We start from the raw sequence: 14,008 nt of genomic DNA on the forward strand, positions 1-14,008 counted from the left end.
GGGGAGCCCCGTCGCATCAGCCGGTATCCCGGCCCCGACACGCGCTGGTCATAGTGCTGCTCACCGCCGCGGCGGTCGGCGTAAGTTTTCTGGGTGCGCGCGGACCTCCACTTCGACTTCGCGGTCCCGACGGGCCGGATACCGCTCGTCTTCTGCCTGGTCGCGTTCATCCTGACGTTCTTCGTGACCCGCACGATCGTGCGGTACATCCGTCGCCACGCCGGCAGCGACGCACCCCGCAAGTGGTGGCAGCCCCGCAACATCGGCACGGGTTCCGGGCTGCACATCCACCACGTGGTGATCGGTGTGATCCTGGTCATGATCTCCGGTGTGACGATGGTGACGCTGGCCGTTGACGGGGGAGTACCCGAATTCACGGTGGCGGCAACCTTTTTCGGGATCGGTGCCGCACTGGTGCTCGACGAGTTCGCACTGATCCTGCACCTGCAGGACGTCTACTGGGCCGAGGACGGCCGGACCTCGGTGGACGCGGTGTTCGCCGCGGTCGCGGTCGCCGGCCTGCTCATCCTGGGTTTCAACCCGCTGTCGTTCTTCGACATCGACATCTGGCGCAGCGACCACACCCTGCTCGCCAGGGCCAGCGTGATCGCGATCGCGGTGCTGACCCTGCTGCTGGCGGTGGTGGTGCTGCTCAAGGGCAAGGTGTGGACCGGCCTGGTCGGCATGTTCATCACCCCGCTGCTGGTCGTCGGCGCGATCCGGCTGTCGCGGCCACATGCGCCGTGGGCGCGGTGGCGCTACACCAACCGGCCCCGCAAGATGCACCGGGCGCTGGAACGGGAGCGCTGGCTGCGGCGGCCGGTCGTACAGGCCAAACTATGGCTGCAGGACGCGATCGCGGGGATGCCGAAATTCCCCGACGACGCCAAGGTCGACGAGCAACTCGACCGCGAGATTCGCGCGGCCCCTGCGCCGAAGGACCGGACCGCATCGGAGCACCTCGCAAAGGAACCCGCTTAGTGCGCTACTTCTACGACACCGAATTCATCGACAACGGCCGCACCATCGAGCTGATCTCAATCGGCGTGGCCGCTGAGGATGGACGCGAATATTACGCCGTCTCAACGGAATTCAACCCGGAACGGGCGGGCAGCTGGGTCCGCAAGAACGTGCTGCCCAAACTGCCGCCGCCCGCCTCGCAGCTGTGGCGGTCGCGGCGGCAGATCCGTTCGGAGCTGGAGGACTTCTTCGGCATCGACGGTGACGAGCCCATCGAGCTGTGGGCCTGGGTGGGCGCCTACGACCACGTGGTGCTGTGCCAGCTGTGGGGGCCGATGACCGACCTGCCGCCGGCGATCCCGCGGTTCACCCGCGAACTGCGCCAGTTCTGGGAGGACCGCGGCTCGCCGCGGATGCCGCCGCGGCCGCGCGACGCGCACGACGCGTTGGTCGACGCCCGGCACAACCTGCGCCGGTACCAGCTGATGACCGCCGGGGAAGCGCCTGGCCAGCGGTGAAAACCACCCGTCGCGGGCCGTTACCATGAACGGGTGAACTGGACCGTCGACGTACCCATCGACCAGCTGCCTGCACTGCCGCCGCTGCCCGATGACCTGCGGCAACGGCTCGACGCGGCGCTCGCCCGGCCCGCGGTGCAGCAACCCAGCTGGGACGCCGAAGCGGCCAAGAACATGCGCACCGTGCTGGAGAGCGTCCCGCCGGTGACCGTGCCCGCCGAGATCGAGCGGCTCAAGGGTCTGCTCGCCGACGTGGCCCTCGGCAAGGCGTTCCTGCTGCAGGGCGGCGACTGCGCCGAGACCTTCGTCGACAACACCGAACCGCACATCCGCGCCAACATCCGCACGCTGCTGCAGATGGCGGTGGTGCTCACCTACGGCGCGAGCGTGCCGGTGGTCAAGGTCGCCCGCATCGCGGGTCAGTACGCCAAACCGCGCTCGTCCGACATCGACGCCCTGGGGCTGAAGTCCTACCGCGGCGACATGGTCAACGGCTTCGCGCCCGACGCCGCGGCCCGCGAGCATGATCCGTCGCGGCTGGTGCGCGCCTACGCCAACGCCAGCGCCGCGATGAACCTGGTGCGGGCGCTCACGGCGTCCGGGCTGGCCTCGCTGCACCAGGTGCACGACTGGAACCGCGAGTTCGTCCGCACCTCGCCGGCCGGCGCGCGCTACGAGGCGCTGGCCGGGGAGATCGACCGGGCGTTGACCTTCATGAGCGCGTGCGGCGTCGACGACCGCAATCTGCAGACCGCCGAGATCTACGCGTCGCACGAGGCGCTGGTGCTCGACTACGAGCGCGCGATGCTGCGCCTCTCGGAAAACGCGGCGGGCGAGTCCTCGCTCTACGACCTGTCCGCGCACTACGTGTGGATCGGCGAGCGCACCCGCCAGCTCGACGGCGCACACGTCGCGTTCGCCGAGGTGATCGCCAACCCGATCGGCATCAAGCTCGGCCCGACCATGACGCCGGAACTGGCGGTCGAGTACGTCGAACGCCTCGACCCGAACAACGTGCCGGGCCGGCTGACGCTGGTGACCCGCATGGGCAACAACAAGGTTCGCGATCTGCTGCCGCCGATCATCGAGAAGGTGCAGGCGACCGGGCACCAGGTGATCTGGCAGTGCGACCCGATGCACGGCAACACCCACGAGTCCTCGACCGGCTACAAGACCCGCCACTTCGACCGCATCGTCGACGAGGTGCAGGGCTACTTCGAGGTGCACCGGGCGCTGGGCACCCATCCCGGCGGTATCCACGTCGAGATCACCGGTGAGAACGTCACCGAGTGTCTCGGTGGCGCGCAAGACATTTCGGACAGCGACCTGGCCGGTCGCTACGAGACCGCCTGCGATCCGCGGCTGAACACCCAGCAGAGCCTGGAGCTGGCGTTCCTGGTCGCGGAGATGCTGCGCGACTGATCGTCAGATCAGGTTCGGCAGATTGCTGCCGACCGTCCAGGCGGCGACGGCGATCAGCCCGGTCAGCGTGAGCACCGTGATGACCCAGAACAGCAGGGCCCGCTTGGCGCGCTGCCGCGCCCAGTAGAACTCGTCGAGGTCGATCCCGGCGAATTGTCCTGCCGCAGGCAGATGTTCGGGTTCGGGAAGCTCGTCGCGGACCAGCGCGCGGGTGCGTTGACGCGGTGCCGGGGGCGTGGCCGGGATCGGCACCACCGCGGAGGTGTGCTGCGCGGAGCTGCGCGGCGCGGGCACCCGAAACGGCGGCAACGCGAGTTCGTCGACGATCGCGGCGAGGTCGTCGCCCATCTCCTGGGCGTCGGCATACCGCTGCACGGGGTCGCGGTCGGTGGCCCTCAGCACGAATTCGTCGAATTGCGGTGGGACACCGGAGATCACCGAGCTCGGCGGCGGGACGTCGTTGTCCATGCGCTGATAGGCGACGGTGAGGGCGCTGTCCCCGGTGAACGGGGTGTGACCGGTCAGCAGCTCGTAGGTCAGGATGCCTGCCGAGTAGACGTCGCTGCCGGGTCCGGCGTCGCCGGTGCTGACCTGTTCGGGCGACAGGTAGGCCGCGGTGCCCAAAATGACGCTGGTGGAGGTGATCTTGGCGTCGGCGACCGCGCGCACCAGGCCGAAGTCGGCGATCTTGACGTCGCCGGAATCGGAGATCAGCACGTTCTCCGGCTTGATGTCCCGGTGCACCAGGCCCGCGCGGTGAGCGGTCGCGAGCCCACCCAGGACGGGACTCAGCACGGCGGCCGCGGCGTGCGGAGGCATCGGCCCGCGCTCGCGCAGCAGCTCCCGCAGCGTGCCGCCCTCGACGAGTTCCATCACCAGGAACGGTGGCGTGCCGCCCGCCTGCCCGCCGCCCTGGTCGAAGACGGCGACGACGCCGGGGTGGGCCAGCCGCGCCACCGCCCGCGCCTCGCGCTGGAAGCGCGTCAGGAACTGCGTGTCGCCCGCGTACCGCGAGTCCATGATCTTGACCGCGACCGGCCGGTCCAGCCGCAAATCCAGTCCGCGGTACACTGCGGACATCCCGCCGGTGGCGATCAGGGTGTCGACGCGGTACCGACCGTCGAGCACAGTCCCGGCCAGCGGGTCGGCGTAGGCGTCCACCGGAGACATGTTACGGACGGCTTTCCCGGCGAATATGCGCCTACGGTCGCGGGTCGCCGGATCTAGACTCGGTGCGGTGAGCAGCATTCCGGCCGCCGAGGACGTTCTCGATCCCGCCGAAGAGGTATACGACCTGCCCGCCGTCGCCGACCTGCTCGGCGTTCCGGTGACCAAGGTGCACCAGCAGTTGCGCGAAGGGCACCTGCTCGCCGTGCGCCGCGGGGGCGCGGTGGTGATCCCGAAGGCGTTCTTCGACGCCAACGGGCACGTCGTCAAGAGCCTGGCCGGGTTGCTCGTCGTGCTGCACGACGGCGGCTATCACGAAACCGAGATCCTGCGTTGGCTGTTCACCCCGGACCCGTCACTGACCATCAGCCGCGACGGCGCCAACGACAAGCAGGCTAATGCCCGGCCGGTTGATGCTCTTCACTCGCATCAGGCCCGTGAGGTGGTGCGTCGGGCCCAGGCGATGGCGTACTGACTCCGGGCGTGCGGTGCAGGCAGTACCAGGCCACCGCGGCCGATGCGGTGGCCAGCAGCACGTGCGGCCACGAGTACATGCCGTGGGCTCCGTCGGGTTTCCAGATCACGGTGATCCACGTCGACAGCGCGGCGATCACGGCGATGGAGCGGCGCGTCTGGGCCAACGCCGCCACCACGGCCAGCGGCCAGGTGTAGTACCACGGCAACGCGGCGGGCACCAGCAGCACCACGACGACCATCACCCACGCGATACCGGTCAGCGCCTCGCGGTCGGTATGGCGAAACCGCCACCACAGCAGCGGAAGTGACAGCGCGATCGCCGCGATGCCGATGATCCGGGCGATGTCGAGCACGGCGTAGAAGTTGACCGGCAGGAACAACCCGCCGAACACGTTGATCAGGTTGGCCGCCGCGGTCGGCAGGGTCAGCCAGTTGATGATCTTCACCGAGCCGGCCAACGCGGTCAGCCAGCCCAGGCCCACCCCGGCCGCCAACGACAGCACCGCGAACACCGCGACGAAGATCAGCGCCGACGCCGCCGTCGCGGCCGCGAAGGCTTTCACGGGCGCGAAGCCGCGGCGGTCGCGCAGGTCCCGCGCCCACACCCACACCATGAACGGAAGCGCCAGTCCGGCCGTGGCTTTCACCGCGACCGCCGCGCCGATCAGTCCCACCCCCGCGAAGTGGTGTCCGCTGAAGGTCAGGGCGATACCGGCCATCATCAGCCCGACCATCAGCATCTCGTTGTGCACGCCGCCCATCAGATGAATGATCACCAGCGGGTTGAGCACGCAGATCCACAGCGCGGTGGCGCCGTCGGCGCCGATGTGGCGGGCGACCCGGGGGGCGGCCCAGATCAGCAGCGCCAGGCCGGGCAGCATGCCCAGGCGCAGCAGCATCGTGCCCGCGACGACGTCCTCGCCCACCACCATCGTGACGAACTTCGCGATCAGGATGAAGCCCGGCCCGTAGGGTGCCGTCGTCGTGGTCCAGATCGGACTGACGTTGTCCAGCAACGAGTTCGGGTTGTCGATGGGGCCGACGGCGTACGGGTCGAAACCGTCGCGCAGCAGCGCCCCCTGGGCCAGGTAGGAGTAGGTGTCGCGGCTGAACAGCGGCACGCTGAGCAGCAACGGCAACAGCCAGAACCCGGTCGTCGCGACCATCGTGTATTCGGAGGTCGTGCGGCCGATCACCCGGCGGCCCAACCACAGCCACGCCGCCAGCATCAGCGCGACGCCGGCCCACAGCAGTATCGACGACAGCACCAGGCCGTGCCCGAAGCGCAGCCACGACAGGTGCAGCGACTCCAGCAGCGGATCGTGCAACCGGGTGCTGCCCGCGCCCAGACCGCCCGCGGTGATCAGCACCGCCCCCAGAAAGCCCAGCCGGGCCGGTTTGGCCTCGGCGGAGGACGCGAACGACGCGAGTCGTGAGATGTGCTCAGCGAGAAAACTTCTCGATTGCCGCACCGGCGCGGGGGTGGTCATGCCGTTATGCGGACCGGTTGGCGGCCAATCGGGCGAGCTCGGTCAGGCCGGCCTTGGCATTCGGGTCGATCGCGGCAGCATCGAGGACGCCGAGGGCGCTGCGGGTGAGTTCGTCGATCCGGCTCTCCACCGCCGCGAGCGCGCCGACGGACTCGATCACCCCGCACAGCTCTCTGACCTGCGACTCGGACAGGTCCGAGCCGATCGAGGTGCGCAGCAGCTTGGCCGCGACCGGGTCGCTCTTCTCGGCCAGCTCGACCGCCTCGGCCAGCAGTACGGTGCGCTTACCGGAGCGCAGGTCGTCGCCGGACGGTTTACCGGTGACCGCCGGGTCGCCGAACACCCCGAGCACGTCGTCGCGCAGCTGGAACGCGACCCCGAGGTCGGTCCCGAACCGCCGGAACGCCTCCTGCAAATCGGGCCGGTCGGCCGCCGCCGCAGCACCGAGCTGCAGCGGCCGGGTGATCGTGTAGGAGGCGGTCTTGTACTCGTTGACCGTCAGCGCCGATGCCACCGATTCGGCACCGCTGGCCTCGGCGACGATGTCGAGGTACTGGCCGCCGAGCACCTCGGTGCGGATCGCCGACCACACCGTGCGCACCCGCCGGGCCGCGTCGGCGGGCAGATCGGCGGTAGCGACCACGTCGTCGGCCCACACCAGCGCCAGGTCGCCGAGCAGGATCGCCGCCGACAGCCCGAACTGCTCGGCCGAACCGTGCCAGCCGCTGCTGCGGTGCCGCTCGGCGAACAGCCGGTGCACGGTGGGAAAGCCGCGGCGCGTCGCGGACGCGTCGATGACGTCGTCGTGCACGAGCGCGCAGGCGTGCAGCAGTTCCAGTGCCGAGCACAACCGCAGCACACCCGGGTCCAGCGGGTCGCCGGTGGCATCGGCGACCGCGCGCCAACCCCAGTAGGCGAACAGCGGCCGCAGCCGTTTGCCGCCCTGCAGGACGAATTGTTCGAGTGCCGCGGTCAGTTCGGCGTAGTCGTCGCCCATGTAGGCGCAGTCGGCGCGGCGGTCGCGCAGGTAGCCGCGCAACTGTTCGGTGACGGCGCCCGCCAACTCGACGGCTGACGGTGCCGCTGCATGCACGCTCAGCAGGCGCCCCTTTCTGTGTGCGTCCACCCTGCCCCCAAACGCCTTCAGAGTAGAGCCTGCCGGTGGCGTCCTAGCAAGTCAGGACGAGCGCGGCGGCCAACCTCTAATCGCGGTCTAATCGCGCGCGCCGCCGACCCGCGGCGATTGGTCGCGGGTCATGTACGCCAGCGCGCCGATGATGCCGGCCACCAGGAAAGAGCCGATACCCAGCCAGATCGCCGCGCCGGTGAACGAGCGGGCGCTCGGGTCGGTGTAGCGGGCCTGGGCGCTCATGGTGCTCACCACGCCGGGCCGCAACTTCCATTCGACGATCTCGGCCGACACCTGATCGCCGTTGGTCGAGGTGACCTCGCCGGGGAACGACACGGTCAGCGAGACGTCGGCCTCCGAGTCGCTGAGCGAGGTCAGATCGACGCGGCCCTCGAGGATGACCAGATCGCCGGCGCGCCGCAGGGAGATGTCGACGCCGGCGGCATCGCGGTTCATGTTCGCCAGCTGCGGCAGCTCGGCGAACGTCAGGTCGGAGAACACGGCCTGCGAGCCCACGTAGTCGTCGCGGCTGTACTCCGAGACCGCGACCTTGTTGGCGAAGGTCAGGTTGTTGAGCAGTTGGGGACCCTTGTCGTCGGCGTCGCGCGGCTTGGCCGCGGCCACGATCTGACCCGAGACCCGGTCGTCGGGGCTCACCGTCAGCGACGCCCGGACCCGGACGCAGCCGACGGCGGTCGGCAGGACGACGAGCAACAGCATGACGAGCGCGAGCAGCCGGGTTCTGCTGCGACGATGGCGGGCCGGCACGTGGTCATCGTGCCAGATTCGCGTCCTCACAGCGGCAGTGCCCGACCGAGGATGGCAAAAGCGCGGGGGTCGCCCGCGAAGTGGTAGCCCCGGATGACGTCGGTGAAGCCCAGCCTGCGGTACAGCCGCCACGCCCGGTTCGCCTCGCCGCTGATCTCCGGGGTCGACAGCAGGACGTAGGCCTCCGTGCGGTCGCCGAGCAGTCTGCGGGCCAACGCCTCGCCGAGGCCACGGCCCTGGGCGCGCGGGTCTATGTGCAGTTCGGTGAGCTCGAAATAGCTGCTCATCAGCTCGGCGATGCGCATGCGGTCGGCGCCGATGCGCTGCAGACCGGACACCACCTGCTGCTGCCACCACTGGTCGGGAGCACCGCAGTAGCCGTAGGCGATGCCGAGCATCGGCGCGGTGGCCAGCTCGGCGTCGCTCAGCGGCCGGCCGCCGTCGTCGACGCCGTCGCTGTCGCCGAGTTGCACCGCCGCGACGGCCTTCCAGCCCGGCCTGCGGGTGTGTTCGAGCCACATCGACGCCCGCTGATCCTCGGTGCCGCGCGGATAGCGCATGGCGTCGACGTAGACCGCGAGGGCGTCACCGAGCCGGCGTTGCATATCGCTCGGCGACAGATCGATGAGATATGTCGCCAACTTCAGCCTTTCCCCGTGTCGGGCGGTGTCGTCACACCATTATCGAGCGGGCGTCCCTATCAATCCCCACCGGCGGCGCACGTCATACAATCGACTGTCGAACAAGGTGGTACGGCTCAGATTGACCTCGTATCATGACTGTTAGGTGCCCGTTAAGGCGAGCACACCGCGAGTTTGTCTTTTTGAGTCGGCCGGATCGGCCCAGGGTTCCGAGGGAGGGACGAATGCCACTCTCCGATCATGAGCAGCGCATGCTCGACCAGATCGAGAGCGCGCTCTACGCCGAGGACCCGAAGTTCGCCTCGAGCGTCCGCGGTGGAACGCTGCGCGCCCCGTCGACCCGCCGCCGCCTCCAGGGCGCCGCGCTGTTCGTCATCGGTCTCGCTCTGCTGGTGTCCGGCGTCGCGTTCCCGGCCACCCAGATCAGTGGCTTCCCGATCCTGTCGGTCATCGGCTTCATCGTGATGTTCGGCGGCGTGGTGTTCGCGATCACCGGACCGCGCGTGCCCGGTGGCCGCGACCGTTCGCCGGCCGAGCCGGGTGCGCCGCGTCAGAAGCGCGCCAAGGGCGGCACCGGGTCGTTCACCAGCCGCATGGAGGACCGCTTCCGTCGTCGCTTCGACGAGTAGCCGTACTCGACCCCAGGGGTAGCCCGACACGGGCTGCCCCTTCTTTTTTGCGCCGGAGGGCGGCCACCGCGTGTCGCGCCCCCCACTGCGCCCCACCTCTCTAAAAAACAGCGCTCAGCTGGGCAGACGACGACCTCCTCGGCTCGCCGGGGCCGAATCAGCCGTGAAATCACCCGGCATTCGGGGTGGTTGTGGGGGTGCGTGGTGAGATTTCGCTATCAAATGGCGGAAAGTGGGGGATTGTGGGGTAAAGTGGCGGACAACGGAGCGGATCGGGGCTCCGGACGGTGGCGCAGGAGGGCGAGATGTTTCTCGGCACCTACACGCCGAAGCTCGACGACAAGGGGCGGCTCACGCTGCCCGCCAAGTTCCGCGACGCGCTGGCAGGAGGGTTGATGGTGACGAAAAGCCAAGATCACAGCCTTGCCGTGTATCCGCGCGACGAATTCGAAAAGCTGGCACGACGGGCCTCGCAGGCATCGCGGAGCAATCCGGAAGCACGCGCGTTCCTGCGCAACCTCGCCGCCGCCACCGACGAACAGCACCCCGACGCACAAGGCCGGATCACCCTGTCGGCCGACCACCGCCGCTACGCCAACCTGTCGAAGGACTGCGTGGTGATCGGATCGGTCGACTATTTGGAGATCTGGGATTCGGCGGCATGGCAGGAGTACCAGCAGACCCACGAAGAAGACTTCTCCGCGGCCACCAATGAAGCTCTGCACGACATCATCTGATCCGGCGGTCGACCGACACGGTGCCCGTGCATCGCGGCCTCTGCCCGAACCGGCCCTGGCGTACTTCCCCAACGCCAGGTTCGCGCTCTCGGACAGGGACCTCGGTGCAGGGGCGCCGACCGGAGTAATGACGAGCCGGGAGGCCGGCGACATGAATCACGGACACGTTCCCGTCCTGCTGGACCGCTGCGTCGAACTGCTCGCCCCCGCCCTGACACGGCAGTCCGCGACCGGCGACGGTGCGGTGCTGGTCGATGCGACGCTCGGAGCGGGCGGCCACGCCGAGCGTTTCCTGACCGACTTTCCCGGCTTGCGGCTGATCGGTCTGGACCGCGACCCCGACGCGCAGCACATCGCCGGTGAACGGCTGGCGCGTTTCGGCGACCGGGTCACGCTGGTGCGCACCCGCTACGACGGCATCGGCCGGGTGCTGACCGCGCCGGTGCACGGCGTGTTGTTCGACCTCGGTGTCTCGTCGATGCAGCTCGACCGTGTGGAGCGCGGCTTCTCCTACGCCTCCGACGCCCCGCTGGACATGCGGATGGACCCGGACGCCACGCTGACGGCGGCCGAGATCCTCAACACCTACGACCAGAAGGCCATCACCCGGCTGTTGCGGGAGTTCGGCGAGGAGCGCTTCGCGTCCCGGATCGCCGCGCACATCGTCCGCCGTCGCGCCCGCGCGCCGTTCCGCACCACCGCCGAGCTCGTCGAGCTGCTCTACGACGCGATCCCGGCGCCCGCTCGGCGCACGGGTGGGCATCCGGCCAAGCGCACCTTCCAGGCGCTGCGGATCGCGGTCAACGCCGAACTCGACTCGCTGCGCGACGCGCTGCCTGCCGCGCTGAGCGCGCTGGCGCCGGGCGGGCGCATCGCGGTGATGGCGTACCAGTCGCTGGAGGACCGCATCGTCAAGGCGTCCTTCGCCGCGGCCACCGCGTCGCGGACGCCGGAGGGGCTGCCGGTCGAATTACCCGGCCACGGACCGGAATTCGTCGCTCTCACGCGAGGCGCCGAGCGCGCGACTCCCGAGGAGATCGAACAGAACCCGCGTAGCGCGCCCGTGCGGCTACGAGCACTGGAGAAGGTGGGGGACGGCCGTGAAGCCTGAGCAGACCAAGCGCAAAGCAGCCAAGCGCTCCGGCGACGACCGTCGTCGCACCACCCGCGGCGGGGCGCGCCGGTCACCGGAGACGCAGGCGCGACGGGCGCCGGCGCGCGAGCAGCGGCCGGCACGGTCCGCCCCGCAGACCAACCCGATCCCGCGGCCCACCGACGCGCCGGGCAGGCCGAAGACCGCCAGCCAGGCCAAGGCGCGCGCCAAGGCTCGGAAAGCCAAGGCGCCGAAGGTTGTTCGCCCGCCGCTGCGGGAACGCATCCTCGTCCGGTTGTCGTCGATCGACCTGAACCCGCGCACACTCGTCGCCCGGGTCCCGTTCGTCGTGCTGGTGATCGGGTCGCTGGGCTTCGGCCTCGGCACCACGCTGTGGCTGTCCACCGACGCCGCCGAACGCTCCTATCAGTTGGGCAATGCCCGCGAGACGAATCGGGCCCTGCTGCAAAAGAAGGAAGCGCTCGAGCGTGACGTGCTCGAAGCGCAGGCCGCGCCGGCGCTGGCCGAGGCGGCCCGCGAACTCGGCATGATCCCGTCCCGCGACACCGCGCATCTGGTCCAGGATCCCGCCGGCAACTGGATCGTCGTCGGCACACCCAAACCCGCCGAGGGCGTCCCGCCGCCGCCGCTGAACACGCCGCTGCCCGAGGCGGCGCCCGCACCGCCGCCGGGACCGCCCGCGCCGCGGGTCGTCGAACCGCGCGAGGTTCCGGTGCGTGTTCCGGACCGCACCGCTGGGCTGCCCGGACTACAGGCGCCCGCCGGAACTGTTGCGCCGCTTACTGTTCCGCCCGGTGTCGAGGTGCCCCACGCAGTGCAACCGCAGCTGCCCGTCCCGGGGGCCGTACCGCCGGCACAGCTGCCCGCACCGATGGCCCCGCCGGTGCTGCCGGCCGCCCCGCTGGACGGCGCTGCGGCGCCGCACATCCCGACGCCGCAGGCGCTGCCGGGTCCGGTGCCGGGCGCCGAACAGGCCGTCCCTGTGCTCGCGCCCCCGGCGGGCGCCGGCGCATGAGCCGCGCCGACCGCCCGCGTCGCACGTCGGGCACGCAGGAGCGTTCGGCGAAGGCCCGGCGGACGCGCACCGTGGTCACCGACACCGGTTTGCGCAGTGCGTCTTTCGTGTTCCGGCACCGGGTCGGCAACGCCGCGATCTTCCTGGTGCTGATCGTGGCGGCCGGCCAGCTGTTCAATCTGCAGGTGCCCCGCGCCGAAGGACTGCGCGCCGAGGCCGCGAGCCAACTCAAGGTCACCGACGTCGAAAAGGCCGTCCGCGGTTCCATCGTCGACCGGAACAACGACAAGCTGGCGTTCACGATCGAGGCGCGGGCGCTGACCTTTCAGCCGGCCAAGGTGCGCAAGCAGTTGGAAGAGGCCAGGGCCAAGACGACCGAGGCCCCCGAACCCGACCGCCGGCTGCGCGACATCGCCGCCGAGGTCGCTTCGCGGCTGAACAACAAGCCGGACTCGGCGACCGTGCTCAAGAAGCTCAAGAGCAACGAGTCGTTCGTCTACCTCGCGCGTGCGGTCGACCCCGCGATCGCCGACGCGATCACCACGAAGTTCCCCGAAGTCGGTTCCGAGCGGCAGGATCTGCGCCAGTACCCGGGCGGGTCGCTGGCGGCCAACCTCGTCGGCGGCATCGACTGGGACGGCCACGGGCTGCTCGGACTCGAGGACTCGCTGGACGCGGTGCTCGCGGGCACCGACGGATCGATCACCTACGACCGCGGGTCGGACGGTGTGGTGATCCCCGGCAGCTACCGCAACCGCCACGACGCGGTCGACGGATCGTCGGTGATGCTCACCATCGACGACGACATCCAGTTCTACGTCCAGCAGCAGGTGCAGCAGGCCAAGAACCTGTCCGGTGCCAAGAACGTCTCGGGTGTGGTCCTCGACGCCAAAACCGGTGAGGTGCTGGCGATGGCGAACGACAACACGTTCGACCCCAGCCAGGACATCGGCCGCCAGGAGGACCGCGAACTGGGCAACCCGTCGGTGTCCGCGCCGTACGAACCGGGCTCGGTCAACAAGATCGTCACCGCCGCAACGGTCATCGAGGACAAGCTGTCGCATCCCGACGAGGTGCTGCAGGTGCCCGGTTCGATCGACATGGGCGGTGTCACCGTCCGCGACGCGTGGGAGCACGGCACGATGCCGTACACCACGACGGGCATCTTCGGTAAGTCCTCGAACGTCGGCACGCTGATGCTCGCGCAACGGCTGGGCCCGCAGCGGTTCTACGACATGCTGCGCAAGTTCGGCCTCGGCCAGCGCACCGGTGTCGGGCTGCCCGGTGAGAGCGCGGGCCTGGTCCCGCCGATCGACCAGTGGTCGGGCAGCACGTTCGCGAACCTGCCGATCGGACAGGGCCTTTCGATGACCCTGCTGCAGCTGGCCGGCATGTACCAGACCATCGCCAACGACGGTGTGCGGGTGCCGCCGCGCGTGGTGAAGTCCACCATCGCCCCCGACGGCAGCCGCACCGACGAGCCGCGGCCCGAGGGCATCCCGGTGGTGTCGCCGCAGACCGCGCAGACCGTCCGGCAGATGCTGCGGGCGACCACCCAGCGCGACCCGAGGGGCATCCAGCAGGGCACGGGGTCGCAGGCCGCGGTCGAGGGGTACCAGGTGGCGGGCAAGACCGGCACCGCGCAGCAGATCAACCCGGGCTGCGGCTGCTACTACGACGACGTCTACTGGATCTCGTTCGCCGGGATCCTGCCCGCCGACAACCCGCGCTACGTCGTCGCGGTGATGATGGACAACCCGCACCGCACCGCCGACGGGCAGCCGGGCACCACGGTCGCGCCGCTGTTCCACAACATCGGGGCCTGGCTGCTGCAGCGCGAAAACGTGCCGCTGTCCGCCGATCCCGGTGCGCCGCTCACGCTGCAGGCCGACTGACCCTCCGCCGACAGCCGATCGGGCCGGCCGCGACCGGCCGGTACTG

General features: G+C 69.8%; 14 protein-coding genes. 9 read left to right on the forward strand and 5 right to left on the reverse strand.

Annotated features, from left to right (window positions below; genetic code table 11):
- The first annotated feature begins 93 nt into the window (after positions 1 to 93).
- Genes BLW81_RS18180 through BLW81_RS18190 form a run of 3 tightly spaced genes read left to right on the forward strand, consistent with a single transcriptional unit; the run spans position 94 to position 2,900 of the window.
- Positions 94 to 981, forward strand: coding sequence for a hypothetical protein (locus BLW81_RS18180; protein ID WP_083408381.1), 888 nt, complete (start codon positions 94 to 96; stop codon positions 979 to 981).
- On the forward strand, positions 981 to 1,478 hold the full coding sequence (locus BLW81_RS18185; RefSeq protein WP_083408382.1) for a polyadenylate-specific 3'-exoribonuclease AS: 498 nt from the start codon (positions 981 to 983) through the stop codon (positions 1,476 to 1,478). Before BLW81_RS18180 ends, BLW81_RS18185 begins: the two co-directional genes overlap by 1 nt.
- Positions 1,479 to 1,511: 33 nt before the next feature.
- The gene (locus BLW81_RS18190) at positions 1,512 to 2,900 is read left to right on the forward strand and encodes a class II 3-deoxy-7-phosphoheptulonate synthase (RefSeq protein WP_083408383.1); all 1,389 of its coding nucleotides are present in this window, start codon (positions 1,512 to 1,514) and stop codon (positions 2,898 to 2,900) included.
- Between the two features lie 3 nt (positions 2,901 to 2,903).
- Here the strand turns inward: BLW81_RS18190 and BLW81_RS18195 are convergent, their stop codons facing one another.
- On the reverse strand, positions 2,904 to 4,070 hold the full coding sequence (locus BLW81_RS18195; RefSeq protein ID WP_083408384.1) for a protein kinase domain-containing protein: 1,167 nt from the start codon (positions 4,068 to 4,070) through the stop codon (positions 2,904 to 2,906).
- 67 nt (positions 4,071 to 4,137) lie between these two features.
- On the opposite strand from BLW81_RS18195, the gene BLW81_RS18200 reads away from it, so the two are divergent.
- Positions 4,138 to 4,542: an Rv2175c family DNA-binding protein gene (locus BLW81_RS18200; RefSeq protein ID WP_083408385.1), complete on the forward strand. Its 405-nt coding sequence runs from the start codon at positions 4,138 to 4,140 to the stop codon at positions 4,540 to 4,542.
- Here BLW81_RS18200 and BLW81_RS18205 read toward each other — a convergent pair.
- The 4 genes from BLW81_RS18205 to BLW81_RS18220 form a co-directional block, all read right to left on the reverse strand.
- The gene (locus tag BLW81_RS18205) at positions 4,463 to 6,034 is read right to left on the reverse strand and encodes an alpha-(1->6)-mannopyranosyltransferase A (RefSeq protein WP_083408386.1); all 1,572 of its coding nucleotides are present in this window, start codon (positions 6,032 to 6,034) and stop codon (positions 4,463 to 4,465) included. The genes BLW81_RS18200 and BLW81_RS18205 overlap by 80 nt on opposite strands.
- A 4-nt stretch (positions 6,035 to 6,038) precedes the next feature.
- Positions 6,039 to 7,127 carry a bifunctional (2E,6E)-farnesyl/geranyl diphosphate synthase gene (gene idsA2 / locus BLW81_RS18210; RefSeq protein WP_083410631.1) on the reverse strand — a complete coding sequence of 363 codons (1,089 nt, stop codon included), beginning with the start codon at positions 7,125 to 7,127 and terminating at the stop codon, positions 6,039 to 6,041.
- 120 nt (positions 7,128 to 7,247) lie between these two features.
- Positions 7,248 to 7,883: an LppM family (lipo)protein gene (locus BLW81_RS18215; RefSeq protein WP_083408387.1), complete on the reverse strand. Its 636-nt coding sequence runs from the start codon at positions 7,881 to 7,883 to the stop codon at positions 7,248 to 7,250.
- 74 nt (positions 7,884 to 7,957) lie between these two features.
- Complete coding sequence (locus BLW81_RS18220; RefSeq protein WP_083408388.1) at positions 7,958 to 8,572, reverse strand: GNAT family N-acetyltransferase; 615 nt, start codon at positions 8,570 to 8,572, stop codon at positions 7,958 to 7,960.
- 224 nt (positions 8,573 to 8,796) lie between these two features.
- On the opposite strand from BLW81_RS18220, the gene BLW81_RS18225 reads away from it, so the two are divergent.
- The 5 genes from BLW81_RS18225 (at position 8,797) to BLW81_RS18245 (ending at position 13,962) form a co-directional block, all read left to right on the forward strand.
- Complete coding sequence (locus BLW81_RS18225) at positions 8,797 to 9,201, forward strand: SCO2097 family morphological protein (protein ID WP_083408389.1); 405 nt, start codon at positions 8,797 to 8,799, stop codon at positions 9,199 to 9,201.
- Between the two features lie 305 nt (positions 9,202 to 9,506).
- On the forward strand, positions 9,507 to 9,938 hold the full coding sequence (gene mraZ / locus BLW81_RS18230) for a division/cell wall cluster transcriptional repressor MraZ (protein WP_083410632.1): 432 nt from the start codon (positions 9,507 to 9,509) through the stop codon (positions 9,936 to 9,938).
- The gene (rsmH, locus tag BLW81_RS18235) at positions 9,913 to 11,049 is read left to right on the forward strand and encodes a 16S rRNA (cytosine(1402)-N(4))-methyltransferase RsmH (protein ID WP_083408390.1); all 1,137 of its coding nucleotides are present in this window, start codon (positions 9,913 to 9,915) and stop codon (positions 11,047 to 11,049) included. Before mraZ ends, rsmH begins: the two co-directional genes overlap by 26 nt.
- A complete protein-coding gene (locus BLW81_RS18240) occupies positions 11,039 to 12,067 on the forward strand; it encodes a cell division protein FtsL (protein ID WP_083408391.1) in 1,029 nt (342 codons plus the stop codon). Before rsmH ends, BLW81_RS18240 begins: the two co-directional genes overlap by 11 nt.
- Entirely contained in the window at positions 12,064 to 13,962 is a 1,899-nt protein-coding gene (locus BLW81_RS18245) for a peptidoglycan D,D-transpeptidase FtsI family protein (protein ID WP_083408392.1), read from the forward strand. The genes BLW81_RS18240 and BLW81_RS18245 overlap by 4 nt, the downstream gene beginning before the upstream one ends.
- Positions 13,963 to 14,008: the final 46 nt, after the last annotated feature.

The organism is Mycolicibacterium rutilum, from assembly GCF_900108565.1.
Lineage (GTDB): Bacteria > Actinomycetota > Actinomycetes > Mycobacteriales > Mycobacteriaceae > Mycobacterium > Mycobacterium rutilum.